The 26,980-nt window shown below is 37.8% G+C and carries 21 protein-coding genes and 1 tRNA gene; 17 read left to right on the forward strand and 5 right to left on the reverse strand.

The window, feature by feature from the left end:
- Positions 1 to 113: 113 nt before the first annotated feature.
- A tRNA-Gly gene (locus tag ACFIK7_RS01250) sits at positions 114 to 188 on the reverse strand.
- Positions 189 to 374: 186 nt separating this feature from the next.
- Here ACFIK7_RS01250 and ACFIK7_RS01255 point away from each other — a divergent pair.
- The 7 genes from ACFIK7_RS01255 to ACFIK7_RS01285 all read left to right on the forward strand — a co-directional run bounded on the left by ACFIK7_RS01255 (position 375) and on the right by ACFIK7_RS01285 (position 8,801).
- A complete protein-coding gene (locus ACFIK7_RS01255) occupies positions 375 to 1,352 on the forward strand; it encodes an ABC transporter substrate-binding protein (protein ID WP_375637309.1) in 978 nt (325 codons plus the stop codon).
- 64 nt (positions 1,353 to 1,416) lie between these two features.
- Positions 1,417 to 2,313, forward strand: a complete 897-nt coding sequence (locus tag ACFIK7_RS01260; protein ID WP_273790095.1) for an ABC transporter permease — start codon at positions 1,417 to 1,419, stop codon at positions 2,311 to 2,313.
- Positions 2,306 to 3,100, forward strand: coding sequence for an ABC transporter ATP-binding protein (locus ACFIK7_RS01265; RefSeq protein ID WP_273790094.1), 795 nt, complete (start codon positions 2,306 to 2,308; stop codon positions 3,098 to 3,100). The genes ACFIK7_RS01260 and ACFIK7_RS01265 overlap by 8 nt, the downstream gene beginning before the upstream one ends.
- A gap of 4 nt (positions 3,101 to 3,104) precedes the next feature.
- Positions 3,105 to 4,145: a DNA polymerase III subunit delta gene (gene holA / locus ACFIK7_RS01270; RefSeq protein WP_375662785.1), complete on the forward strand. Its 1,041-nt coding sequence runs from the start codon at positions 3,105 to 3,107 to the stop codon at positions 4,143 to 4,145.
- Between the two features lie 1,954 nt (positions 4,146 to 6,099).
- The gene (locus ACFIK7_RS01275; protein ID WP_273790092.1) at positions 6,100 to 7,029 is read left to right on the forward strand and encodes a prephenate/arogenate dehydrogenase family protein; all 930 of its coding nucleotides are present in this window, start codon (positions 6,100 to 6,102) and stop codon (positions 7,027 to 7,029) included.
- 410 nt (positions 7,030 to 7,439) lie between these two features.
- Entirely contained in the window at positions 7,440 to 8,294 is an 855-nt protein-coding gene (locus ACFIK7_RS01280) for a YihY/virulence factor BrkB family protein (protein ID WP_273790091.1), read from the forward strand.
- A 30-nt stretch (positions 8,295 to 8,324) separates the two neighbouring features.
- Complete coding sequence (locus tag ACFIK7_RS01285) at positions 8,325 to 8,801, forward strand: YaiI/YqxD family protein (RefSeq protein WP_273790302.1); 477 nt, start codon at positions 8,325 to 8,327, stop codon at positions 8,799 to 8,801.
- A 2-nt stretch (positions 8,802 to 8,803) separates the two neighbouring features.
- Here the strand turns inward: ACFIK7_RS01285 and ACFIK7_RS01290 are convergent, their stop codons facing one another.
- The gene (locus ACFIK7_RS01290; protein ID WP_273790090.1) at positions 8,804 to 9,499 is read right to left on the reverse strand and encodes a TlpA disulfide reductase family protein; all 696 of its coding nucleotides are present in this window, start codon (positions 9,497 to 9,499) and stop codon (positions 8,804 to 8,806) included.
- A 32-nt stretch (positions 9,500 to 9,531) separates the two neighbouring features.
- On the opposite strand from ACFIK7_RS01290, the gene argH reads away from it, so the two are divergent.
- The 6 genes from argH to ACFIK7_RS01320 all read left to right on the forward strand — a co-directional run bounded on the left by argH (position 9,532) and on the right by ACFIK7_RS01320 (position 16,436).
- Positions 9,532 to 10,932, forward strand: coding sequence for an argininosuccinate lyase (gene argH / locus ACFIK7_RS01295; protein WP_273790089.1), 1,401 nt, complete (start codon positions 9,532 to 9,534; stop codon positions 10,930 to 10,932).
- Positions 10,933 to 10,983: 51 nt separating this feature from the next.
- On the forward strand, positions 10,984 to 11,163 hold the full coding sequence (locus ACFIK7_RS01300) for an LPS translocon maturation chaperone LptM (RefSeq protein WP_273790088.1): 180 nt from the start codon (positions 10,984 to 10,986) through the stop codon (positions 11,161 to 11,163).
- An 8-nt stretch (positions 11,164 to 11,171) separates the two neighbouring features.
- Entirely contained in the window at positions 11,172 to 12,452 is a 1,281-nt protein-coding gene (lysA, locus tag ACFIK7_RS01305) for a diaminopimelate decarboxylase (RefSeq protein ID WP_375662786.1), read from the forward strand.
- A 126-nt stretch (positions 12,453 to 12,578) separates the two neighbouring features.
- A complete protein-coding gene (locus ACFIK7_RS01310) occupies positions 12,579 to 15,008 on the forward strand; it encodes a TIGR02302 family protein (RefSeq protein ID WP_375662787.1) in 2,430 nt (809 codons plus the stop codon).
- A gap of 222 nt (positions 15,009 to 15,230) precedes the next feature.
- Positions 15,231 to 16,001: a class I SAM-dependent methyltransferase gene (locus tag ACFIK7_RS01315; protein WP_273790085.1), complete on the forward strand. Its 771-nt coding sequence runs from the start codon at positions 15,231 to 15,233 to the stop codon at positions 15,999 to 16,001.
- A 303-nt stretch (positions 16,002 to 16,304) separates the two neighbouring features.
- Positions 16,305 to 16,436 (forward strand): DUF4102 domain-containing protein, encoded by a 132-nt coding sequence (locus ACFIK7_RS01320; protein WP_375630682.1) that lies wholly within the window; start codon positions 16,305 to 16,307, stop codon positions 16,434 to 16,436.
- Positions 16,437 to 16,935: 499 nt separating this feature from the next.
- Here ACFIK7_RS01320 and ACFIK7_RS01325 read toward each other — a convergent pair whose 3' ends face one another.
- The 3 genes from ACFIK7_RS01325 to tsaD all read right to left on the reverse strand — a co-directional run bounded on the left by ACFIK7_RS01325 (position 16,936) and on the right by tsaD (position 20,615).
- Complete coding sequence (locus ACFIK7_RS01325; RefSeq protein WP_375630684.1) at positions 16,936 to 17,616, reverse strand: response regulator transcription factor; 681 nt, start codon at positions 17,614 to 17,616, stop codon at positions 16,936 to 16,938.
- A gap of 882 nt (positions 17,617 to 18,498) precedes the next feature.
- The gene (locus ACFIK7_RS01330; RefSeq protein ID WP_273790082.1) at positions 18,499 to 18,933 is read right to left on the reverse strand and encodes an EVE domain-containing protein; all 435 of its coding nucleotides are present in this window, start codon (positions 18,931 to 18,933) and stop codon (positions 18,499 to 18,501) included.
- 587 nt (positions 18,934 to 19,520) lie between these two features.
- On the reverse strand, positions 19,521 to 20,615 hold the full coding sequence (gene tsaD, locus ACFIK7_RS01335; protein ID WP_375662854.1) for a tRNA (adenosine(37)-N6)-threonylcarbamoyltransferase complex transferase subunit TsaD: 1,095 nt from the start codon (positions 20,613 to 20,615) through the stop codon (positions 19,521 to 19,523).
- Positions 20,616 to 20,901: 286 nt separating this feature from the next.
- Here tsaD and ACFIK7_RS01340 point away from each other — a divergent pair, with 286 nt between their 5' ends.
- The 4 genes from ACFIK7_RS01340 (at position 20,902) to ACFIK7_RS01355 (ending at position 26,332) form a co-directional block, all read left to right on the forward strand.
- Positions 20,902 to 22,086: a COG4223 family protein gene (locus ACFIK7_RS01340; protein WP_375662788.1), complete on the forward strand. Its 1,185-nt coding sequence runs from the start codon at positions 20,902 to 20,904 to the stop codon at positions 22,084 to 22,086.
- Positions 22,087 to 22,097: 11 nt separating this feature from the next.
- On the forward strand, positions 22,098 to 23,657 hold the full coding sequence (locus ACFIK7_RS01345) for a heme biosynthesis protein HemY (RefSeq protein WP_375662789.1): 1,560 nt from the start codon (positions 22,098 to 22,100) through the stop codon (positions 23,655 to 23,657).
- 146 nt (positions 23,658 to 23,803) lie between these two features.
- Complete coding sequence (locus tag ACFIK7_RS01350; RefSeq protein WP_273790078.1) at positions 23,804 to 24,550, forward strand: glutamine amidotransferase; 747 nt, start codon at positions 23,804 to 23,806, stop codon at positions 24,548 to 24,550.
- 795 nt (positions 24,551 to 25,345) lie between these two features.
- Entirely contained in the window at positions 25,346 to 26,332 is a 987-nt protein-coding gene (locus ACFIK7_RS01355) for a DUF2125 domain-containing protein (RefSeq protein WP_375662790.1), read from the forward strand.
- Positions 26,333 to 26,980 lie beyond the last annotated feature (648 nt).

Raw genomic sequence — 26,980 nt, forward strand, 5'->3', positions numbered from 1 at the left:
AACATCTTTAAAACTCTTTAAAAAAAATAAATTGGTACAAAACCTAGTGTCAAAATATACAAAACCCACTGGCAAGCTACATCCACACAAGAACGAATAAATACAAAATTCAATGGAGCGGGCGATGGGATTCGAACCCACGACCCCAACCTTGGCAAGGTTGTGCTCTACCCCTGAGCTACACCCGCTTACCGATTCGATATATGTCTTGTCTGTATGGCGTAGGCTTCTACGAATTGCAACAAAAAAATATCATTTTAGTTTGATTTATTTTGTCCATGTTTAAATAAAATGAAATAAAGATTGATTTTAGAAAATTCTTCAGTAATAAATTATTCCTTTTTTAATTTTTGCATGGAGAGGGGTGGAATATAATGTTGAAGAGAATAAATATATTAGGGATTATCATTGCAACTGTTTTTATGATGAACAGTGTTGCAAAGGCCGATGACCAAGTTAAACACGTTAAAGTTGCAATAACGCAAATTATGGTCCATCCTGCTGCGGATGCTGTTCGTAAAGGTGTGGAAGATGTGCTTGCAGCAAATGGTTATAAGCAAGGTGAAAATTTTCAACTTACCTTTTTATCAGCGCAGGGTAATATTTCAACAGCAACGCAAATTGCACGTAAATTTGTTGGTGATAAACCCGATGTTATTGTAGCAATTACCACGCCTTCAGCACAAACGATGCTTGCGGCAACAAAAACAATTCCTATCGTCTTTGCAGCGATTTCTGATCCTATCGGAGCTAAAATCGTTTCTTCACTTACCAAACCTGGCGGTAATATGACGGGGAGTTCTGATCGTATAGATGTTGCAGAAAGTGTTAGACTTTTACAAGAAGTAAAACCAGATTTGAAAAAAATTGGTTATCTTTATAATGCTTCTGAGGCAAATTCTGTTTCGACACTTAAAACGTTAAAGGATGTAGCAAAAAAAGCTGGAATTGAAATCATTCCCTCATCGGCACCAAAGCCTTCAGATGTGCAGGCAGCAACACGCGCTTTAATCGGTAAGGTCGATATTATTTTTGTTCCTGCTGATAATACGATTTTATCTGTTTTAGAAGGTGCAATAAAGGTCTCAGAGGAAGCCAATATGCCTGTATTTACTGTTGATGCTAATACTATCGGGCGCGGGCCTTTTATGACGCAAGGTGTGAATTTCTATGATGTAGGGGTTGATGCTGGAAAATTGGTCGTGCGTATTCTAAAGGGTGAAAAACCTAGTGATATTGATGTTGTACAGGCAGCTAATAATGACATTCGAATTGATTTGAAAGCAGCCCAAAAAGCAGGGATTGTTATTCCGCAGGCAGTTATTGACCGTGCAACAAAAGTGATTCAATAACTTTTATTGATCAAAGTGTTGATCCTATAAAAATACGTTAAGTTTTCATGGAGATTGTTTTTACATGAATATATTTGCGTTTTCTGGTGCTGTGGAATTAGGCCTTATTTATGCGTTTGTTGCTATAGGGGTTTATCTTTCATTTCGGGTTTTAGATTTTCCTGATTTAACGGTTGATGGCTCGTTTCTTCTTGGTTCCTGTGTCTGTGGTGTTTTGATTCTCTTGGGTTTCAATGCATGGACAGCTATGGCATGTGCTTTTTGTGCAGGTATGGTGGCTGGTTTATTAACGGCTATGTTGAATTTGCGTTTTGGCATTTTGAATCTTTTAGCTTCTATTTTAACAATGTCGGCACTTTATACGGTTAATCTTCGTATTATGGGAATTATGGGAGGGTCTAATGTTAATTTAGCTCTTGCTGATACGGCGTTAACGCCCTTTTATAATCTGTTTGGTTTGTCTGATATTTTTGTGCGTCCTCTTTTCGTTGGTATTGTGTTGCTCGTTATGGCGTTTTTGATTTGGCGCTTTTTGGAAAGTGAAATTGGTCTTGCTATGCGTGCAATGGGAGCTAATCCACGCATGGCGACGGCGCAAGGTGTTCATACATCAGCATTGATATATTTTGGAATGGGGCTTTCCAATGCGTGTGTGGCACTTGGTGGTTCTCTTTATATTCAAACTGCGATTGCAACAGATATTACCGGTGGAATTGGAACAATTGTTTTTGGATTGGCAGCCGTGATTATCGGTGAAACTCTCTTTCGTACGCGCAATATTTTTTGGATTATAATCAGCTGTATTGTAGGGTCTGTGCTTTATCGTGTGGCGGTGCAATTTGCATTTGAAGCAAATGGAATTGGTATTGATACGTCGACAGATCTTCAGTTGATTACTTCACTGTTGGTTATTTTAACCCTTATTGTGCCACGCTATTGGAGGAGGCGTAAACGTGATTGAATTTTTTCATGTTGGGGTCACATTTAAACCGCAAACACCTTTGGAAAAACAGGCTTTAATTGATATTAACCTGAAAATTGATCAGGGTAGTTTTGTTACGGTTATTGGTTCAAATGGTGCTGGTAAATCAACTTTGCTCAGTGTTTTAGCGGGTGCAACGCTTCCTTCAACAGGGAAAGTGGTTATCAATGGACAAAATGTTTCTAGGCAATCAGTCAGTGAACGCGCTGGAAAAATTGCTTGTGTTTTTCAAGATTCGTTAGAGGGAAGTTGTGGTTCTTTAACAATTGAAGAAAATTTGGCTCTTGCTGCTCTTCGAGGAAGTCGTCGTGGTTTGCGTGCGGCGTTAAATTATGAGAAACGGCAATTTTTTCGAGAGAAAATTGCTCAATTAGGCATTGGTCTTGAAGCATATATTCATAATCCTATGGATAGTTTATCAGGTGGGCAACGCCAAGCAGTTTGTCTTGTGATGGCAACGTTAGCACATGCGGATGTTTTATTGCTTGATGAACATACCTCAGCACTTGATCCTGGAATGGCTGATTTTGTGATGCGGTTGACTGAAAAAATCGTTGAAGAGAAAAAATTAACGACTATCATGGTGACTCATTCTATGCGTCAGGCTCTTGATTATGGCGATCGCACTTTGATGTTGCATGGTGGAAAAGTGATTTTGGATGTCTGTCATGAAGAGCGTAAGGGCTTGAATGTCAATGATTTAATTGGCATGTTTCAGAAAGTTCGCGGGGAAGTTCTTGATGATGATGAACTATTAATGGATTAATAATGTGGCTCAGAAAAAAGCACATGAAGTTGATCAGTTTTTAACGCGTTTTTCACGTGCTTTTCCTATTGTTCTCATTTATGGGCCAGATCGTGGTCTTGTTTGTGAGCGTGCACAATGTTTTGCAAAACTTACACAGGTAGCAATAGAAGATCCATTTTCGACAATTCGTTTGGATGCTGCTGAAATTGATAAAGATCCTGCGCGTTTGGAAAATGAAGCGCGTACGTTATCGCTTTTTGGGGGAGATCGTTTGATATGGATCTCTAATGCGGCTAATCAAAAAGGTTTTCTTGCTGCCTTAAAACTTTTAATTGAGAAGCCACCAGAAGCTTGTTTTATTCTCATTGAGGCAGGGGATTTAAAAAAAGGAACAGGGTTGCGCAATGCTGTTGAAATGGCGTCAAAAGCGATGGCTTTGCCCTGTTTTGCAGATGATATGCGTTCTCTTGACGGTTTGATTGATGAGGTTTTAAGGCAGTTTAAGAAGACTATTTCTTTGGATGCACGTAGATGGTTGCATGAAAGTTTAGGGGCGGATCGCCTTGTATCACGAGGTGAATTAGAAAAGCTTTGTCTTTACGCTGCAAATGTTCACGTTACTCTTGAAGATGTGAAAGCTGTTGTAAGCGATGTCAGTGCTCTTTCTCAAGATGAAGTCATTGATGCTCTTTTATTGGGCGATATATCAGGCTTTGAAGTGCATTTTAATCGACATGCAGCAGTGCATGGGGCGCTTTTTTTTATTTTGAGTACAGCTCAAAGGCATTTTCAGCAATTACAGCTATTGCGTTATCAGGTAGAGGTTGAAGGAAAATCGCCTTTTACGGTGGTTTCTGAAGCTCGTCCTCCCATTTTTTTTCAACGGAAAAAGATCGTTGAACAAGCTTTAAAATATTGGAAATTAGAACAAATTTCTTATGCAATGGAAAGAATTCAGAGTGCTGTTTTAGACAGTCGTAAAAATCCACTTTTGGGCGAAGCTATCATTCGTCAAGTTTTGTTAGGGCTTACAATTATTGCACGACGCCAGATGGCAGCTTAACAGCCTAGAAATATAATGATTTTTTATTTTTGGTATACCACAGAGGCATTTTCAGCAATTAAAACTGTTATGCTATCAAGTAGAGGTTGGTGGAACTTGTATTTTTGAGGATGCATTTTAGGAGCTTGAAAGCTTGATAGAAATTTTTCTTCAAAAGAAATAGTTTATTTTCAAAAGGCCATTTTGAAACAGTTTTATTATTTTGTTGTATCGTAAAGTACTGTTTTTTAGAGTAGTGATACGAGGCTCATATCAAATTTTATGTATTCGATGTTTTTTTGTGTGGATATTTGGTGAATATTAGGTTGGTTCATAGAGTCTTAATGGAGTAACACCCCCATGTAAAACAGAGTATCTCAAACAACAGAAGACACTTGTATGGTAGATTCATACGCTTTCTTAGAAATATTTTTTAATGCGCGTCATATCTATTTCGCGGCGGTGTTTATGAATGGTGTAGAAGTAAAGTTCCTTGTGAAGAATATAAAACCCATAGAGCAACTCTATCTTTACGCTTAATAAAAGTGCAAGTCGACACTCATTATATACTTTGCTAGCCTCTAATGTTGCTACAGTTTTTAGCATTAGAAAGCGTTTTTCATCATTTTTTCTCACATGTCTTCTTGTGACGTGTAGAAAAGAGATTTTAATTGATAAGAGGGTTTGTGATGGAAGAATTTTACAGTATTCGAAGTTATGATTCAAATTGAAAAAAATTATTATTTTTATAAATCAATATACTATAGATTAATTGAATCACATAAAATAGTGAGCCAGAGGAATCTTTTAGACAAGAAAATGAACGGTGTGCAGATCTGTATGAATTAAGAATCTTCGTGGGATGAGGAGAAGGTCAAAATAGATTATGATGAAAACGACAGCACCTATGGGGAAACTTTTATGTTTGATACAGAGATGATTATCTTAGCAATGAATGTGTCTCATAAACAAAGCTAGCCATTGTTTATTATTAATAATTTATTATTTTTCATATTGAATCAATCAGAACAATGTCTTTTACACGACATAAGTGGGGGCGTGTGGATAAAAACTGTGCAAGAAAGCACTAAAAATGCCTCTTATGAATGCTCTCAAATTCCAAGGTTTTTTGCAACATTGGGGGTAGGAAAATATAATAATAGTGTTTTATTAAGTGTAAAGAGGGTCGTGCTTAATGGATTTATAGTTATAACATTTACGAACATTGTCGTGAGATAGGCTGAGGAGCGAGATGCCTTTTTAAAACAAACGCATGAATTTGTAATCCAAATCTATTCTATTTAGGGCGTTCTATTTTACGCGAGGGGTGTGATTCCATTAAAGGGATGTTCAGTGTTTTTGTTATCAAACTTTTTCTTTATTGAGAGGGCGTGTTTTTCTCATATTTATTTGATTTATGGTATCCGGAATCGGGAGAGGAAAATGTTTTAAATGGTATCTTTTGGTATGCGTTGTTTTACGGTGTTTTCAATATTCGCGAAACTTATGTTGATGTTGTAGGTGGAGTCGTAATACGTTTTTATATAGGTCTAATGTACAAATTAATGAACGTATCGGGATAATTGGAGAAGAGTTAGTGTCTACTTACGCTTTTGATGTGTTTTTTTGTGAGTAAATTAGTAAGATAAAGTAAACTGATGGGATTTATGTAGAGTCGTTGTTATCCTAATTGAGAGTGCATTTTATTTTGTTTCGGTGATGCGCTTTGATCAGTAATTAAGAGGGAGTTTTAGAGCGTGATGTTAGATTTCTCGTCATTTATTTTTTATGTGTTTTCTAGGTAAAGTGATCTGTTGTCAGCTTGCGCAGGTGTAATTGGTAAACTGCGTTATTCTTTATTCCCTAGTTGTCATTTTTTAATGTTTTACGCATAACTCTTGAACAAACAAACAAGAAAATTGTGATTTTACAATTGTCTTTATTGCCATTTGCAAAGAATCTTTGAAGGTGAAAGATGCTCCATATTCAGTTTGAAAAAATAGCACTCATTGGGATCGGTCTGATTGGGTCTTCTTTAGCAAGAGTGATTAAAAAGAAAAATCTTGCGGCTCAGATTTCTATTGCAACACGTCGTCCAGAAACCCTGAAAAGAGCGCGTGAATTGGAGCTTGGGGATTTTTATACGACAGATAATGCAAAAGCTGTTGAAGGAGCAGATTTGGTTATACTTTCTGTTCCTGTTGGGGCTAGTGCAGAAGTGGCAAAAACTATTCGTGATCATTTAAAACTTGGAGCGATTGTGAGTGATGTTGGTTCTACGAAAGCGTTGGTTATTGCGGAAATGGCACCTTTATTGCCAAAAACGGTTCATTTTATTCCAGGGCATCCAATTGCTGGAACGGAATATTCAGGACCGGATGCTGGTTTTGCTGATTTATTTATGAATCGTTGGTGTATTTTAACGCCTTTTGCGGATAGCGATGCTACTGCTGTCGCACAATTAACAGCGTTTTGGGAAGCTTGTGGTGCGCGTGTCGAAAAGATGGAACCTAAGCATCATGATCTTGTTTTGGCTATTGTTTCACATTTACCCCATTTGATTGCGTATAATACTGTTGGGACAGCGAGTGATTTAGAAAAAGTAACAAATTCGGAAGTGATTGCTTATTCCGCTTCCGGTTTTCGTGATTTTACGCGTTTAGCATCTTCTGATCCCGTTATGTGGCGAGATATTTGTTTGCATAATAAGGATGCTATTTTAGAAATGTTGAGCCGTTTTAGTGAGGGGCTTGCTTTTTTAGAACGGGCAATTCATTTAGGAGATGGTGAGACACTGTTTAACTTTTTTACACGTACGCGTGCTGTACGTCGCAATATTATTGATGCTGGACAGGAAATTGATGCTCCTGATTTTGGACGTCAGAGTGTTTCTAAAAAAGGGTGAATAAAAGCAAGGGGGTTTTGTTGAATTTCGTTGGTTTTTTCTAGAAATCGATAAGAAGTTTTTTCTTTATTCAGTCATAGATTGCAATAAAAAGGAGGGGCGATTGCTCCGATACAGATAATCATGACTTCAAAAGGTTTTATGTGTGCACGATCATCTTGCTTAGCTCTCTATAGGGCATATGATGTACAGAAGAGGTTACTGATCTGTAGAAGTAACAAAAAAATGAGGTCGTTGTAGAACTTCATAGAGTGGGTTATTGTTTTTGTTTTGGTATAAAGTCGGGCTTGACCGTATTGATTATTGACCTTTATATTGCAGCATTGCAAAATGTTTATTTGCAGAGTTTTGATGATTTTTATAAAACTTGAAATAGACTGAGGAAGAGTTTTACCAGAAAGTATTGAGTTTTGTTAAAAAATATCTTTTGGTATAGCTATCGTATTTTGGGTGACGCAGTAAGTCATTATTGGCGTGATAATGGGAGTGCTTTTGCAAGCCATGTTGCGCTATCGGGGCTTTTAGCATTTTTCCCTTTTTTTATTTTTGGAACATCGTTTGCTCGTTTTCTAGGGGCTTTTACCTATACACCGCAAAAAATTAAAGCACTGGTGCAGTTATTGCCTGATGTTATTGCAGAGCCTTTATCTCAGGAAATTGTCAATGTTTTAACCATTCATCGAGGAGGTGTGTTGACGCTTTCTGTCATTGGAGCGGCTTATTTTGCTTCTAATGGGATAGAGGCTTTGCGTACGGCTTTAAATAAAGCTTACCGTGTTACTGATCGACGGAGTTTGTTATTTTGTCGTTTTCAAAGCCTGTTTTTTGTAATCCTTGGAGCTGTTGGTCTTGTTGTGATTAGTTTTTTATTGATTCTGGCGCCTTTGTTGATCAAAATTATGCAAAATCATTCTTTTTTTATGACTGAATATATTGCTGTTATTCGTGTATGGCGTTATACAGTTGCAATCGTTATTTTGTTTATCAGTCTTTTGATTGTTCATAAATGGCTTCCAGCAGGGCGGCGGAAAATTATAGATATTTTACCAGGAATAGTGGTGACAATGTTTATATGGTTTATGGCTTCTATCGCTTTTGCGCAATATTTAACGATGTTTGATTATATTTCTACCTATGCAGGGTTGGCATCTATTATGGTTGCTATTATTTTTCTCTACATATTGAGTGCAATTTTTATTTTGGGAGGAGAAATAAACGCGGCGATAATGTTTTATCGCAAGGATTTGCAACATTCAGATGAATGAAAGAGCTTATTATTGCTTGAAAGCCAAGGTATGAATATCCCAATAAAGCCTGCTATCACTTTGTTGATTGATGCGGATGCTTGTCCTGTAAAAGATGAAGTTTATCGTGTGATGAATCGTTATCAGCTTAAGACATTTGTTGTGGCAAATCGTTCTTTGTCCCTTCCAGATGAAGCACTCATTGAAAGAGTGGTCGTTGCTGGTGAATTCAATGGTGCTGATGATTGGATTGTAGAACATGTGCATGAGGCAAGTATCGTTATTACCAGTGATATTCCTTTAGCAGCACGGGTTGTGCAAGCTGGGGGTTTTTGTCTTTCGCCAACGGGGCGTATTTTTGATGTAAATTCAATTGGTCAGGCTTTGGCGATGCGCAATTTGATGGAAGATTTGCGTGGACAGGGCAGTATAATAGGTGGTCCCCGTCCTTTTTCTCGTAAAGACCGTTCTGCTTTTTTGTCAGCACTGGATCTTGTTATACAACGTTTAAAAAGACGCGGTTATTAAAGTTATAGGGCTTCTTTAATGACTGCTTTTATAAGTGCTTTGGCATCGTCATTGGCCCATGGAGCTGCACCATTGAAAGAAGCAATGAGATATCCCTCTTTATCAATGAGCAATGTAATGGGGAGTCCTAAAGCGAGCCCCTGTTTTCTAACATTGTTGAAAATATCCATTGTTTCATCGCGATAGTAAAGCAAATTATCTGAATGAATATTCTGTAAAAATTGCTGAATTTTTTCAGGAGAAGCAGTTTTATCGATATTAATAGCTATGACATCAAAGTTTTCTCCACCTAATTCACGTTTTAATTGCGCAAGTTCAGGCATTTCTGTGCGGCAAGGTGCACACCAAATAGCCCATAGATTGACCAGCATTGGTTTTCCAGTAAATTCGCTGAGTGTGTGCTCTTTTCCTAGAATATCCTTGAAAGAGAGTTTATTCATATCTGAGGGCGTATCAGCAAATCGTATGTGGCTAAAAAAGCCTTTTGCTGCTTTTCGTATCGCCATCATTTTTTCTGCTCGTGCTTTATTAATGTTTATTTCTTGTGCTTGTGCTGCTGAAATGAAATTGAAAAGAAAAAACTCTCTTTTGGTATCGTAGTTTATGGTTGCGTATAAACTCAATGCAATGATAAAGAATGCAAGGGAAAGTTGCCTTTTTTTATTGTTTTTTTTGCTGATGAAAATTTGAAAAATCATAATTTTGTCCTTTGGATGGGTGTTTTCAGAATATGACAGATGAGAAGTTAAAGAACCAAATGTGGGGTGGTCGGTTTGCGGCAGGCCCTGCTGCAATTATGGAAGAAATTAATGCTTCTATTGATTTTGATCAAAAACTTTATCGACAAGATATTGAAGGTTCTCTTTCTCATGCAGCTATGTTAGCGCAAACGAAAATCATTTCACAATCAGATTATGAAAAAATTGTTCATGGTTTGAAACTTATTCGCCAAGAAATTGAAGACGGTAAATTTGTTTTTTCACGAAAGCTTGAAGATATTCATATGAATATTGAAGCGCGGCTGAGCGAATTGATAGGTCCTGTAGCTGGGCGTTTGCATACGGCGCGTTCACGCAATGATCAAGTTGCTGTTGATTTTCGCTTGTGGGTACGTGAAGCAACGCAAAAGATAGCACAAGCTTTAAAAGGATTGATAGAGCAATTACTTATTCGCGCAGAACAACATGTTGATACCTTTATGCCAGGCTTTACGCATTTACAATTGGCTCAACCCGTAACATTGGGTCATTATATGATGGCTTATGTTGAAATGTTTGGTCGAGATTTATCGCGGATGCGTGATGCTCTTGAGCGAATGAATGAATCGCCTTTAGGAGCGGCTGCTTTAGCGGGGACAGGCTTTCCAATTGACCGTTTTATGACAGCAAAAGCGCTAGGCTTTCGCGAACCTACACGCAATTCAATTGATAGTGTTTCAGATCGTGACTTTGCATTGGAATTTTTAAGCGCTGGCGCTCTTTGTGCAACACATCTTTCACGTTTAGCAGAAGAAATAATTCTTTGGTCAAGTGAACAGTTTTGTTTTATTCATTTATCAGATGCTTTTTCAACGGGTTCGTCTATTATGCCACAAAAGAGAAATCCTGATGCGGCAGAGTTAGTACGAGCGAAAGCAGGTCGATTGAATGGTGCGCTTATGGGATTGTTAACGGTGATGAAAGGATTACCGCTTGCTTATTCAAAGGATATGCAAGAAGATAAAGAATATGTGTTTGATGGGGCTTTGAGTTTGGAATTATCACTAGCAGCAATGACAGGGATGATTGCTGATTTGAAAGTGAATAAAAAAGCCATGAAACAAGCAGCGGATTTAGGGTATGCAACAGCTACAGATTTTGCTGATTGGCTTGTACGCGAATCAGAGATTCCTTTTCGCGAAGCACATCACATCACAGGGTGTGCTGTGGCATTGGCAGAAAAAAAACAGTGTCGCCTCCATGATTTATCATTAGATGAACTTCAAGCAATTTGTCCTGATATCAATGCGACACTTTTTGATGTTTTGACCGTTGAAAAATCTGTTGAAAGTCGCAAAAGCTTTGGGGGAACAGCGCCTTCAGAGGTTTTTCGGCAAATTGCGTATTGGAAAAAGCGTCTCGTGAGCGCTTGAGTGATTGTATTTTAAAGGTAAAAAAGAGATCGAGATGAGGAAAGAGGACAGATGAAAATTATATTAAAGGGGGTGATGATTGTCCTTTTGGGGGGCTTGGGTATCGTTGGGTGTGGGCGTAAAGGGTCATTAGAGTTACCTCCTTCAACAGGAGTGAATTCTTCACAAGGAACTTTTGTTCCTCAAGGCAAAACAGATAAACCTTTTATTCTTGATAGGTTGATACAATAGGGATTTTTATGCGTTTTTTTTCTTATCATCAGGGTGTGCTCCACGCTGAAGGTCTTTCGCTTTTGGAACTTGCGCGGAAAGTTGAAACACCTTTTTATTGTTATTCAGCTAGCGCAATCGTTGCACATTTTAAAGATTATCAGAATGCATTTCATGATATGCCGAGTTTAATTGCTTATGCGGTTAAAGCGAATTCCAATCAAGCGGTTTTACAACTTTTAGCTAACAATGGAGCGGGAGCTGATGTGGTCTCAGAAGGGGAATTACGGCGTGCACTTGCTGTTGGTATTCCTGCGCAGAATATTGTTTATTCTGGTGTTGGTAAAACAGTGAAAGAAATAGATTTTGCTCTTGCACAAGATATTTATTGTTTTAACGTTGAATCAGAGCCAGAACTTGAACAATTATCGGCGCGGGCTGCTGCGCTTTCAAAAACGGCTCGTATTTCTTTACGTATTAATCCTGATGTGGATGCTAAGACTCACAAGAAAATTACAACAGGTAAGTCTGAGAATAAATTTGGTATTCCACTGTCTTTGGCGGGTGATGCATATAAAAAAGCAGCCCAATTGCCCGGTCTTCATGTGTGTGGTGTTGATCTCCATATTGGCAGTCAAATTTGTGATTTAAAACCGTTTGAAGATGCATTTGTTATTGTTGCAGATTTTGTGCGTCAATTACGGAATAATGGTTATGCGATAACCCATATCGATATTGGGGGCGGGCTTGGTATTTCTTATGGTTATGAGCAGCATCCAGTACCTTCTCCTTTTGAGTATGCAGCACTGGTAAAGAAACATATTGCGCCTTTAGGGATCAATATTATCTTAGAACCTGGGCGTAGTATTGTTGGTGAGGCTGGTGTGTTGGTGACATCGGTTGTGTATTTAAAAAAGGGGGAAGGACGAAATTTTGTTATTGTTGATGCGGCGATGAATGATTTCATGCGTCCAACGCTTTATGATGCGTGGCAAAATGTAATGCCAGTGAAAAAAACACCAGTAGATGCCCCTCTGATTAATGCTGATATTGTTGGTCCTATTTGTGAAACTGGTGATTATTTAGGCTTGGAACGTTCTTTACCAGTGTTGAAAGCGGGTGATGTTTTGATGTTAACAGGAGCAGGGGCTTATGGCGCAGTGATGGCAAGCACTTATAATAGTCGACTTTTGGTGCCGGAAGTTTTGGTTCAGGATACACGTTATGCAGTCATTCGTCCACGCCTTGATTATGAACAATTGATAGGCTGTGATCATATTCCAGATTGGATTGAGCCCAAATTAGATTGAGCATTATTAAATATTTTGGGTCTTATTTTTACTAAACTTTGATGAAACAATTTATTTTCTAGAAATTGTTTTGTATGGGGTTTATGATCTTAATGCACCACGATAAAAGGGGATAAATGCTTGTTTATGAAAAATAAAAACATCAAAGGTTTTGCAATGAAGCTTTTGTGTGTGCGCATTTTGATGTGGGGGATCCTTTCATTTGAACGGATGTGGGTACGGTTGTTGCCATTTTTCCTCGTTCTTAGTCTCTTTTGTTCGTTTAGCTGGTTGGGACTTTTTGGCATTTTGGGCTATTGGTCACATTTGCTCTTACTTGGAGTTATACTTGTTTGTGCTGGGGCGAGTTTGTTTTTTCTTATTCGTTTTCGGTTTCCCACAATGCGGGAAGTAAATTGCCGCCTTGAACGCGTCAATGATCTTAGACACCAGCCTTTGAATATTCAGACAGATCTTTTATGTTCTGAAAATGATGAAGATTTTAGTGCTGTTATTTGGCGTGAACATCAACGCCGAATGGCAAAGCAATTATACCATTTAAAAACTGGATTTATCTCTCTTAATAGTGCGGATTATGATCCTTTGGCTTTGAGGGCTTTGTGTGCTCTTCTTTTTGTGTGCGCTTTTAGTTTTTCTTTTGGTTCACAAGGGGGGCGTTTGGCTGATGCCTTTGATTTTCGTCCTGTCGTTGATGAAAAACTCATGCGGATTGATGCTTGGGTAACACCCCCAGCTTATACCGGTGTGGCACCGATTTATTTGACAAAAGATGAGAAAACACAACTAGAAATCCCTGAAGGGAGTAATGTTGTTGTGCGTGTTGTCAATGGAGCTGGTATTACAGTAAAAGCAAAGTCTGTAGAAGATGGGAGGGAAGTTTCGTTTTCAGAGAAAACGGAACAAACAGCTTTGAATGATCCAATCGTTCATTTTGAAACACATTTAAAGCATTCAATAAATTTATTTGTATCATCACGTCGTAAAAAACAGCAGTGGCATTTGCAGATAATTAAGGACAAGCTTCCGACAATTCATTGGCTGGAAAAACCAGGGAGGATTTTAACGGGATCGTTGGAGTTACGATATGTGGTGGATGATGATTATGGTGTGACAAAGGCTTTTGTTGAAATAGAGCCTTTTCTTCCTCAGAATAAAAGTGCTTCTTCTCTTTATAATGCTCCGGAAATAGAGCTTCTTCTTCCGCGTGGTGGAAAGGGGAAAATGCGAATGGTGCAGGATATATCAGCGCATCCATGGGCAGGTTCGCAAGTCAAAATTACTTTGGTGGCAGAAGATGGTGCGGGGCAGAAAGGGCGTAGCAAAACTTTTGTTATGATATTACCACAGCGTGTTTTTTCGAATCCTGTTGCACGCGCAGTGGTTGAATTGCGTCGTCTATTAGCGCTTGATGCTTCTGTGAAAGAGCGTGTATTGGATATGCTTTCTGCTTTGCTTGTGCGTCCAGAAAAGGGGTTGCAAAATGCATCGCATTTTATTGTTCTACAAAGTGCGTGGACAAGACTTTCTTTAGCACAAACAGACGAGGATTTGCGCGATGTGGTGGATTATTTATGGCAAATTGCTTTGGGTATTGAAGATAATCAGCTTGAATCCGTGCAAAAAAAGTTAAAACAAGCACAAGCTGCTTTACGTGATGCACTGCGTTATGGTGCTTCAGCGGCAGAAATTGAACGGCTTATGGCAGATTTACGTCAAGCTATGGATGAGTATATTCGTGCTTTGGCTGAAAAAGCACCGGATAGTCAAGTTTCTAAAAATTCTAAAAGCTCAAAAAGTCCTAATCTTTCTGAATCTACATTACAAGAAAAACTAAATTTAATTGAGGAAATGGCTAAAACGGGCTCTTCTTTAGCAGCTGAACAACTCTTGGCGGAAGTTGAACAGACGCTTGATCATTTGCATGTGCAAAAAGGCAATCAAAATGAGGGAGAAAAAAGCCAATCTGCACAAATGAAAGAAAAGATGGACCAGCTTGGAGATTTAATGCGTCGTCAGCAAGAAATTCTCAATGAAACACATCAGTTAGAGATGGAACAAAAACGCGGAGAAGATGTGCCAGAAACACAAAAAAAATCTTTAAAAAAACGTCAAGCTGAATTGCAGTCTGAATTATCAACATTAGAAAAAGAATTATCAGAACAAGGATTTGAAACAGGGGGCGCGTTGAAAAGGGCAGAAGAAAAAATGAATTCTGCGGAAAATGCTCTTGATAATGGAAATCATCAGGTATCTATACAAAATCAGTCTGATGCTTTGGAATCTTTGAGGCAAGGTGCACAAAATGTTTTGAAAAAAATGCGCGAAACACTCAAAGAAACGGGAGATGATCAAAATGCTGATTCTGGTCCTAAAGATCCGTTAGGACGTCCACTTTCTTCAAAAACAGATGAAGAACAAGAAGGCGAGGCACTACCACAAGAAAGTGATCAAATGCGTACGCGGCAGATTTTGGATGAAATTCGCAAACGTCTTGGTAAAGAGCATCTTTCAGAAGAAGAAAAAAACTATCTTGAAAGATTGCTTCATTTTAATTAACCAATGTTGGCTTTTTTCTTAATTGATGTCAAAAACAGTGTATGAAGAACCTCTATGGAGTTCATCTCCCAAAAAATGATTAAAGTGCTTGTAAGGCAATAATTATCCTGCTGTACTGATTTTTTGATCATTTAAGTTTAAAATATGAAATATTAAAATGTTCGCTATTGCGGAAAAAGAGCAGAAGTCCATATAAGTTTGGTATATGAAAATCTGTAATGTTTGAAATTTGTTTCTACATGGTATGTTGAGTTGGATATCGTTACGCTGAAAGATTTTTATGCTTCTGCACTTGGGCTGCGTGTGCAAAAGACGCTGTGTGACCAATTGAATTTATGGTGGCCTGATCTTACGGATAAACGGATTATGGGGTTGGGTTATGCGCTTCCTTATCTTTCTACATTGCGTGAACGTGCCCAACAATGTTTTGCTTTTATGCCAGCTTCTCAGGGTGCTTCGCCTTGGCCTTGTGCTGAGCAAGTTGCTACAGCGCTTGTTTTTGAAGAAGATTTGCCACTTCCTGATGCGTCAGTTGACTGTATTTTATTGGTACATGCATTAGAATATACAGAAAATTCGTTTGAAACGTTGAATGAAATATGGCGTGTTTTAGCACCCAATGGCCACTTGATCGTTATTGTACCTAATCGCTCTGGCTTTTGGGCGCGCAATATTACTACGCCCTTTGGTTATGGCGAACCCTATAGTCGGCAACAAATTACTCGTTTGTTTGAAAAAACAAATTTTGTTTCTGGGCCAATACAAGAAATTGTACATTATATGCCCTCTACGGGTTATGTTTCGCGGTTGTTCTCATTTTTTTATGAGCCATTTGCACGCTATCTTTTGCCTTATTTTGGTGGACTCTTAATGTGTCAGGCACAAAAACGTGTTTATCAGGGTTTGCTCGTACAGCGTCGTCAGTCGCGACGTATTTTTATTCCTGCGTTATCACCACAAGTGCGGAATATTTTAATTTATAAAGATAATTAATCATTTTGCCTTTGGCATAAGAACCGCAAATATAGAAGGATTCTCTTATTTCAATTTTTTGCATTTACAATTAAAAAATATTCTTTTGTACATTATATGTGGAATTGGCATGTGAATAAAAAATCTCAAGTATCTATATAAAAAATCTCAAGTATCTATATACTGAACCATATTTCATGAATAGTGGAAACATTTTAAAAGAAAAAATGCTGGTATCTTCGTAAGCATAAAAATAGCAGAGATCCAAGGGATCTTGCATAATATGGTTCATGGTGGTTAAAAACTGTACAAGGAAGGATTAAAATGCTTCTTATGAACCATCTCTCAAGTGTCAAGGGCTCCTCTGCAACATTGAAATCTAACAAAGTGTGTGATGGTGCCGGCTTGTTCTTTTATAAGGGTAAAGATGGTGGTGCTCAGTGGCTTTATCGTTAGGATAAACATTTAGCGTTATATCATTAATTATACAACCTCTTAAGAGGAGATAAAATCATAAAGAATGGAGGAAAACTATAAAGATAAAAAACATCTCTCAATTTAGGCTAGTGAATATGAGATAAAGCATTGCGTGGAGCGGTTTTTCTGAAAAAAATAATCATAAATAGCACTCATCTAAAGATGATAGTTATGATCAAGAATGTTGCTAAAAGATATCACGATTATTTATATGCGGAACATATTAAAAATTTTAGAAAGAACAAAAGTATGTGAAACAGAAGTTACAAAGTATATCGTGAGGTTTGAAAGCATTTTTGTTTCTGGTTATCATGTTGAATATTTCGTTTTTTATTCATAATGTTATATATTTTGTTATAAGAGTACAGATAAGAGTAAGTTTTATGTAATAGCATTTGAATTATACGCGAAGTTTTTTTCATCTCTTTCTGTTTTCATTTAGGATATTAAAATTATTTTTGAAACAGTAAATCTCGAATTAAAGATTTAAACGGTAACCATTTTGATCTGTCATGAGAATTTGTGCATTGGAGGGATCGTTTTCGATTTTTTGTCGCAAACGATAGATGTGGGTTTCTAAAGTATGGGTGACAATATTTTCATTATATCCCCAAACTTGTTCTAACAATGTTTCACGGCTGACAATTTTATCATTGGCATAATAGAGACATTTAAGGATCGCTGCTTCTTTTTCTGTGAGACAGATTTTATTGTTGCATTGATCAAGAAGAAGTTTTTGTCTTAGTTTAAAAGTATAGGGACCAATATGAAAGGTTGCGTCTTCATTTTGTTCATATTGGCGCAACTGTGCTCGAATTCTCGCTAATAACACCGCAAAGCGAAAGGGTTTTGTCACATAATCATTGGCGCCTGTTTCAAGATCTAAAATATTATCGCAGTCTGTATCATAATTCGTTATCATGATAATGGGGGCACGAAATCCTTGGGAGCGTAATTGTTTAACTGCTTTGCAACCATCAAGATCAGGAAGTTGAAGTCCCAAAATAGTGAGATCAATATTTTCTTCTTGGATTATTTTCATTCCCGCTTCTGCTGTTTTTGCTTGGAAAATTTTAAACTCTTGATGCATTTGCAATTGTTCTACTAAAATGGGGCGTAGATCATCATCTTCAACGATTAAAAGAGTATAGTGGTTCATGTTGTTCCTTATAGGCATGTTGATGCACTGATTGGTATAGTTTCATGAAAAATGAGATTTCATGCAAGAAAAATTAAAAGAGAAAAATTAAAAAAGAGCGTTTCTAAAAAATAAACTTTTATAATTTCTAATGGTTGCTTGCTGAAAAGAAGGTATTCCGTCTGCAGAGTATTTTACGTATTGGTTGGAAGCGTTTTTTATGTTCTAGAACGTGTTTTAGCTATTGAGTGTCATCATCTTTACGCTTTATGGAGAAACAAGCTAGCACTATCATTCACTTTGCCAGCTCGTGGGTGTTGCGGATAGTCCTTGGCACTTGAGACGATTCATAGGAGGAATTTTTAGTTCTTTCTTTCACGGTTTTTATCCATATGGGACTTTCTCCGCTTGTAATGTGCAAGCAAATAGCTTTTGATTGATTCAATATAAACAGGTTGGGAATGAGAGAATCCTGCGGCATGAGGCGCACTCGTCCAACATGCAAAACAATGAACACGCAATATGATGCGTTTTTTAAGCGTGAAGAGAATTGTGCAACACCTAGCACATATGCACTGTTTAGGAGAACTTCACTGTTTTTATCCACGTTCAGTTTTGTTTTTTTGTTGCATTTGTGTGTGAAGGGGGCTGTGTGTTATGTTCGTGGTGGTGCTTATTATAATCGTTGAGCAAGCTTTGCCTTTAGCAATGCCGAAAAGATGCATCATAAAGAGGCTTTTTGTGTAATTTGGAAGGAGACTGTATTGAGAAAGAGTGCAGGATAAAAAATATCATATTTATGCATTTAGCATAAGAATACCTCAACAGAAGGATGTGTTGAGCTTATTCTTCTGCGCTATGAAGCATCTTTTTATATGAGTTAATGAATAAAAAATTATTGTTTTAAGATAAAAGCATTTCCTCCTTAAGGTTGCCCATCAAACAGACTTCTTTCCATTCATCTTCTGTTACGGGTTGCACTGATAAGCGGCTGGCTTTGACCAGCACCATATTTGCTAGTTTGGGATTGGCTTTAATTTGTTTTAATGAAACAGGTGTTGGCATGTCACAAAGTGCACGGATGTCCACACATTCCCAGCGTGGATCAGAGCTTGTAGAATCAGGGTGCGCTTCAGCACATATTTCTACAATTCCTACAATTTCTAAACCTTTATTTGAATGATAAAAAAAACCTTTATCGCCATATTTCATAGCGCGCATATTATTACGGGCTTGATAATTGCGTACACCATCCCATTGTTCGCCATTAACTCCTTTTTTCTTTTGCATCTCCCATGACCATTTATGGGGTTCAGATTTAAAAAGCCAATAAGCCATGAGTTCTCCTTTTTCATAGATTGTTATGCATTTTTATAAGTATCTTTGTAATACCATCAACGATGATTTTTAAAATGGGGTAAAGAACGGCTATTATCTGTTTTTTCTTGTTTCAAAATAGAGAGACGCGCTCCATTGATATTTCATGTTGTATAAAGGTATTTTGCTCTTTTCTTATCTTTTCAGCTATGGTTTGAAATGCGGTCACTATAAGAGTTTTTGGGAAAAAATGAAGAAAATTGGTTCTAAAAAGCTTTAAGATTACAATGATAATGAAACGAATGAATGGTCAAAGATGAAGAGGTCAACGAATGGCATTCATATCTATGCTTCGTGGGAGAGAGTAGATCTTATTATGCTGTAAAATACCGTCATTTGAAATGTAATGATATAAGGCAGTTTTTTTGAAACATGAAGGTTTTCAGAATATGTGGTGAATATTTAGGTTTACGTGTCGAGCTTTGGGTTAAGTGAATTGTGTGAGTGGGAAGCAGGTGGAAGCTGCTCGATAGAGAATTCGGGCTATCTATAGACCGGATTGAGTAGAAATCTTCGTTCTTTAAGGTGTGTGTGGGACGTCAATTTTATTATGCTTTTGTTCCACGGCGTCCCATCCCGATCAAGGGCGCGGCGTTTTCATCTAATGGCCAGCGTGAGCGGGGTGCAATGTCAAGAGAGCTTGTTTCTCCTCGTGCGAGTTTTTGTGCACCGGCAAAAGCAATCATTGCAGCATTATCGGTACACAAGGAAAGAGGAGGGGCTATAAATTCAAAACCATGTTGATGGGCAAGGTCTTGCAACGTAGAGCGAATGGCTTGGTTTGCGGCAACACCGCCTGCGACAACCAAAGCAGGAGAACGCTTTTCTTGATCATGAGAGAGAGGATATTGGTGGGTAAAGTGTTGTAGGGCTAGGTGAATACGATCATGTACTGTATCGGTCACAGCGGCTTGAAAACTTGCGGCAATGTCAGCAATATCATTTTCTGTAAGGGGAGCTATGGCTGTTGCGGCTTGTCGAACAGCAGTTTTGAGTCCTGAAAAAGAAAAGTCTAACCGTTTTTCACCTTTTAAAGGTCGTGGAAGAGGGATGCGATTTTTATCACCAAATAAAGCTGCTTTTTCAAGTGCTGGTCCACCAGGATAAGGAAGACCTAAAAGTTTTGCTGTTTTATCAAAGGCTTCTCCTAATGCATCATCAATAGTGGTTCCTAAACGTTGGTAGTTACCTACTCCATGAACAATGATTGTTTGTGTATGACCTCCTGAAACTAAAAGTAATAAATAAGGAAAGCTGACGTTGTGCGTTAACACAGCTGTTAAAGCATGTCCCTCTAAGTGATTTACCGCAATAAATGGCTTGCCAGTGGCAAGAGAGAGTGCTTTTGCGCTCATAACGCCTACCAACAATCCTCCTATCAAACCAGGACCACTGGTGGCTGCAATGCCATCAATATCTTTTAATTTTGTGTTTGCTTCTGTTAGTGCTTGCAGAATTAAATGATCAAGAACTTCAACATGGGCACGAGCAGCAATTTCAGGAACAACACCGCCGTAAGGTGCATGGTGATCAATTTGACTCCAAACAACATTGGAAAGAATTCGGCTGTTTGATTCATTGTTATATTCAATGACAGCCGCTGCCGTTTCATCACAACTTGTTTCTATTCCCAGCAGACGCATTTTAAACAAAACCTTATATTGAAGCTTCTTTCTTGCGTGCGTACCATGAACAGAAAAAGATGGAAAGTATTTCTCTTAGAATTGTTTTTTCTATTTCTTTGAATTTTATGATATCGTTGATTAAAAAATAAAGCTGTATTTTCGAGTATAAAATGCAAATGTTTTTTTAAAAACTTGTCTATTAAAGGCGATACTTGTAAATATTATTGAGAAAAGCTGCGTTTTTAAAACTTTTTTCATTTTATTATTTTATCATTAAAAAAAGTGTGCACGAAAAGTGACAGAGATGGTCGATTCTTCAAAACCAAAAGTTAAACCACATTATGCTGGTACGCGCCGTAAGAAACCAGTTATTGAACATGAAGCTGTTCCCCATGATTCAGAGGGAAAAATCCACAATTCTGTAGAAGCTCATGCGCGAGAAAAACAGAATATGCAAGGTCAGGATAAAAGTACCTCTAGTACAACTTGGCTTTTCTTGTCCCTTTCTGGGATTTTGGGAGGATTCATTGCTTTGGGAATTTTTATGGGGCTTCAATGGGCTGGTTTTTTTCCTTCTCCTTTTGTGGAAAATTCTGCTGGAGGAGAAAAAGCTTTGCAGATTGCTGAAGCCGCAAAAAGTCAAGGTGAAGACACAAAGGAACAATTGAGGCGGGTCTTTCAAGAAATCGATGCGTTAAAAACAGAGTTTTCTTCTTTTTCATCACAACAGTTTAAAACAACGAAAAATGATGAACTATCGAAAGAAGAAAGCAAAAAAGCTTTTGCGATTTTAGAGGAAAAAGTAAAAGCTCTTGAAGAAACTGTACAAACTTTTGTTAGAGAGTCGAAAGAGATAGAGACGGCTTTGTCTGTTGGGCAGAGCAATGCAAATGATCTTGCTGCGTTAAAACAACAGTTAGAAGCACTACAGGAAGAAACTGCTGTTAAAAATAGTGAGAAAAGAGAAATAGATACCGCGCTTTTTACTGCAATTAGTTCATTAAAAAATGCTGTGGAGCGTGGTGGATCTTATAATAATGAATTAAAGCTGTTACAACAATTATCGCCTTCGATTAATGGACTTGATGTGTTGCAAAAAACAGCTACTGTGGGCCTTCCAAGTTCAGCACAACTTTCAGTTAATTTTTCTCATGTTGCCGATGCAATTGTTGGTACGCAAAATCTTGTTGCGTCAGATGCTGGTTTTTTTGACCGAATTTTAGCATGGATAAAAGGGCTCATTGTTTCGCGACCGATTGGAAATGTTGAAGGGACAACGCTGGGGGCTATTGCGGCACGCATGGAAGTTGCCATTCAAGCTGGTGATTACGAAAAGGCTTTGAGCGAATGGCAATCATTGCCTCAAAGTGCAAAAGATGTTTCAATGGATTTTGTTAAGCAGCTTGAAAGACATATTGCTATTCAACAGTTGTTGCAGCAATTGTTATTGTCTGTGCAACAAGGATCTTTTAAAGCAACAAAGATGTAAATAGGCCCAAGATGATACGTGTTTTTATTTATATTTTTGTTGTTTGTATCCTCGGTTTAGCTTTCACGTGGGTTGCTAATCACAATGGTATTTTTGTTCTCACATTTTTGCATTTCAGATTTTCTGCTTCATTTCTTACAGTGTTAAGTGTGCTTATTTTGTTTTTTATAACGCTGGTGCTTTTATGGTGGTTATTATCTTTCTTTTTTTCCATACCGAGTGCTCTTTCCAATTATTTTTATAAACGCCACCAAAAGCGTGGTTACGAAGCTCTTTCAAAGGGGATTCTTGCAACTTTTGCTGGTGATAGTATGGTTGCGCAAAAAATGGAAGCACGGGTTGCTAAATATCTTGCAGGAAAACAAGAGCCATTGGTAAAACTCTTACAGGCGCAAACCTTGTCTTTACAAAATGACTCTGTTCGCGCCATTGGTCTTTATGAAGAGATGAGAAAGGAAGATCCGACAAAACTGGTTGGACTTTATGGTTTGTTTCGTGAAGCAATGAAGAGTAAAGCTTATGAGGCAGCGCAACAATATGCCGAAGAGGCACTGACCTTATCGCCAGCACTTTTATGGGCGCATAAGGCGGTGCTTGATCGGTTAAGTGCTGAAGGTAAATGGGATAAGGCACTTACTGTTTTTGAAAGAACGCAAAAAGCTCTCCCGCGTTCTGCTCGCGCGACTCCAGAGCGGCAGCATATACAGGTTTTACTACTAAGTGGGCAGGCACTTTCTTTGTTTGATACACATCCTGTACAAGCACGTGAAGCTATTTTGAAAGCCCATAAATTGGCGCCTGATTTTGTTCCAATAATAGTTATTGCTGCTGATATTCTTTATAAGTTAAATGAAACGCGTAAAGCGGATAAAATGATTATAGCGGCTTGGCAAAAGAATCCTCATCCTGATTTGGGGACGCTTTATCTTGAAAGAGAAGAAGGAGCCATTGGGCGATTGAAAAGGGCTAAGACACTTGCTTCTTATAATAAAGATGCATTTGAGTCGGCTTTTCTTATTGCTAAAGCAGCTTTGGATGCTGGTGAAACAGCATTAGCAAGAGAGAAGGCACAAAAAGCATTACAATGTCATCCACGGGAAAGTGTTTATTTATTGTTGGCAGATATTGAAGAGGCACAGGGAAACAATCAAGGTGCTGTGCGTCAATGGCTTTCTTTAGCACTTCGTGCTGAACGTGATCCAGTATGGATGTGTGATGGGTCCATTTTTTCTTCTTGGTCAGCGGTTTCTCCAATCAGTGGACGTTTGGGCTGTTTTGAATGGAAGGCGCCTCCCTGTATGCCTTCTCTCACATTAGAGGCGGACAATATTGTGCCGAAAAAGCAAGACAAAGAGTATGTTATGGGAAAAAGTGATGATGTTGAAGATAAGAAGCTGGAAAAATTAACACCTATAGATAATTCTCTTTTGCATAATGTGCAGGTGGAGAAACAAGATATAAAAGAACAAGATGTAAAAATGTTCAGTCAAATTCATTTAAATGTTGATGATCCAGGGGTTAAAACAGAAGAAGAAACATCTTTATCGAGGAAAAAGTTTCGTTTATTTTAAATTGCACCAATGTGATAATACGAATGTTTTCTCAGAAGAAACAATTGACCTAGAAGAAAAAATATCGTTAGTCTTTTCCAATAAAATTATTCTCTTATGCTTTAAAAATAAAGTTTTGCTTGGTAGCAGAGGTGATTGGTTAGAAAATGTTTTTAAATCAGAGATGTCTTGATAAAAAACAAAAAAATAACAAACCAAGGATTGCTGTCGTTATTCATCGGCGCTCTACCTATACTGGTCGTTTGGGAAAATTTTTACAACAAAAAGGTTTTGTTCTTGATATTTATCGTCCTATTTTTGGACAAAAACTCCCTGATACATTAGAGCATTATGCCGGTGTTGTTATTTTAGGGGGGCCGATGAGTGTGAATGACAGCGAAGCTTATATTGGTGAGGAAATTGATTGGATTTCGTTATCACTAAAGGAAAATAAGCCTTTTTTGGGTATTTGTCTTGGAGCACAAATGTTAGCGCGAAATCTAGGGGGGCGCGTTGGTACAAGAAGTGATGGGACTGTTGAAGTCGGCTGGTATCCACTAGAAGCAACCCCACAAGGGAAGGAATTGATGAATTGGCCAGAAATGGTCTACCATTTCCATGATGAAGGTATTTATGATTTACCGAAAGAGGCAATGCTTTTGGCAACAGGGAATACATATCCTACACAAGCTTTTCGTTATGGAAACAATGCATGGGGCTTGCAGTTTCATGCTGAGTTTACACGCGCTATGATGCGGCGTTTGGTCGTGCGTTCGGCACATAAATTGACTGAAAAAGGTGCTCAACCTGCTTGTGCACATTTGAAAGGTCGTTTAATCTATGATCGAGCTTTGAGCCAATGGTTTGAAAGCGCATTACACCAGATTTTTTGTACACCGCCCGTACTTGTGTGATTATTGACAACGCATTGATTTATATAGATAATTTACTGTTTTGCATATTGAATGAGAACCCCGAATATCGTAAGGTTTTCTCATTCCAAACCTGTGTATGTTGACTCAATAAAAACCTCTTGCTTGCTGTCACAAGTAGGGCTGGCGTGTGGGCAAAAACTGTATAAGAAAAGACTAAAAATGCTTCTTATGAACTGTCTTAAGTGCCAAGGGCTGTCGCAAAATTGTGGGGGTAGCCAAATATAATGATGGTGCTGGCTTTGCTCCTCAATAAGCGTAAAGATGGGGGTGCTCAATGGTTTTATCGTTAAGAAACACTATTCATTATCATTTTTTTTGTGCTGTAAAACAGTATGGTTTAAGGCAGAGGTAGAAAATCTATGTAAAACTTTACACATGAGGTGTTTTTTGTTAAAGGGTGTAAAGGGTTTTTTAAGAAAATCTTGTTTGTTGAGCTTATGAGATACTGTACTTTAGAACGATGTATAGGGACTTCTTGAAGTGACCAGTAGATAAAATCCGGTCGATTAAGAAGTTGGATTGTGTATAAACTGACCGTGGTTGGGAATCTTTATCCTTTTTAGGGTGGGGAGGAAGTTAAGAGATAAAGAAAGTTTGAATATTGTCTAAATCCTTTCAAATACCATCATCACAAAAAAGTTTTTCTTTGAGTTATTTAATTTGTGGGCTCTTTTGTCTTGCTTTGGTATTTATTTATAGCGCGCTCTGGTTTTTTTTTCACGTAAAATAGAAGACTATGTTTCTGATATATTCACAAAAATATCTTCCCATAATATGGCGGCGGTATGTGAGAATGTGCACAAGGATGGTTATCCTTTACGTGTCGGTGTTGTTTGTGACAAGTTTCAATTTTCTTGGCCTTTACATGGGGTTTCTTTATCGACGGGGCGTTTGACAGCTGGTGCACCAATTTATGCACCTCATTTGGTCGAGTTTAATGTTCATTCCCCTGCATTAATTGTTTTTTCTGGAAAAACTTCCATAGTATCCAGTTGGCGCAATTTGATGATTGAAACAGAACCTTATTGGAAAACGGGTAAGACATTGAAGTTTATAGCTGAAGGGCTTGAGATTTCACCTTTTTCTTCTTCCTTTGAAGGTCAAAAGCTTCAAGAAGCGTTAGGAGCACAAACGACAGATAAAAAAACGACACAAGAAAATATTGAAGATCAGGCATCTTTGCAAAATACGCATAACGTGATTATTCAGCCGTTAGAGCCAAAAGAAGCTTCCCCAAAAATAACGGCAGAATTTTTTCGACTTGATCTTAAACATGAAAAGAATGATTTATCGGGACATATAACTTTTGACGGTTTTGATGCTTCTCCCTTTTTAAAATCTTCTTTTGTTGATATTCCTAAAATTGATGGCAATTTGAAATGGATTTTAAATGATGCCTCTCTTCTGTTTGAACATGAAGAAAAAAATTGGCAACAGCGATTGTATGGAAAAAGTGGACTTTTAAAGCAAGGTGAATTGACTTTTCATACAGGTGGTGCAGTGCGTATTAGTGGACCTTTTTCTTTTGATGATGAAGGATATTTGACAGCAAAATTTGAACTTGTCCTTATTCAGTCTATGAAGCTTCTTGACACTCTGCAGCGCTTATTTCCCACGCAAACCAATAATCTTCAAGCGTTATTTTTTATTTTAGGTGCTTTGCCTAAAAATGCGGACGGCGCTCCCGTTCTTTCCTTGCTCATTAACAATGGGTGGGTAAAATTAGGCTTTTTAAAACTTGGTCGTCTTGCTCCGCTTTAGGTGTTGTACCAAAGCCTTTTTTAATTTTTACCACAAAATTTCGATTTTTTCTGATTTTCATACTTTTTTGCAATTTTAGAGTGTCAAAATCTATTTTAACAAAATGCGTATTTAATGGTAAAAAAAATAGCTATAAAAATAAAAAATTACCACCTACTCCTAATTCGTCCAACCTCTTTTCACTTAGTACAAAATCTTATATCAAACTACATATAGTAACAGTGTTTGTATGGAAAAAGTGGCATTTTAAAGTATGCTGAATTGCCTTTTTATACAGGTGGTGTGGTGCTTGTTAGGAACCTTTTTCTTTATATATGGAATGAGTATATTGCATATATCTGTTTGGGAGTAACCTCTTAAAACCAGTAAATAGCCTAGTTGGAGGAGAATATGAAGTTGTAAAGGGAAAAATCAACATCCATCTTTACTGTCATTTTTTATTCGATTTTACGCATTTCAAAAGCAGTTACAGTTATATCATTTTAAATGATAGATTAAGCTTATCCTTTTATTTCTGATGTTTTTTAATGAAGCTATATGTCTTCCACGTAAAACAGAATATATTTGTATTGCATATTTACGCATTTGTTAAAAAAAATATTTCTCAGTGCTTCTTATTTTACGATGTCGCCTATGAATGGTATAACG

It is taken from the genome of Bartonella sp. CL266QHHD (assembly GCF_042195355.1).
In the GTDB taxonomy this organism is placed as follows: Bacteria; Pseudomonadota; Alphaproteobacteria; order Rhizobiales; family Rhizobiaceae; genus Bartonella.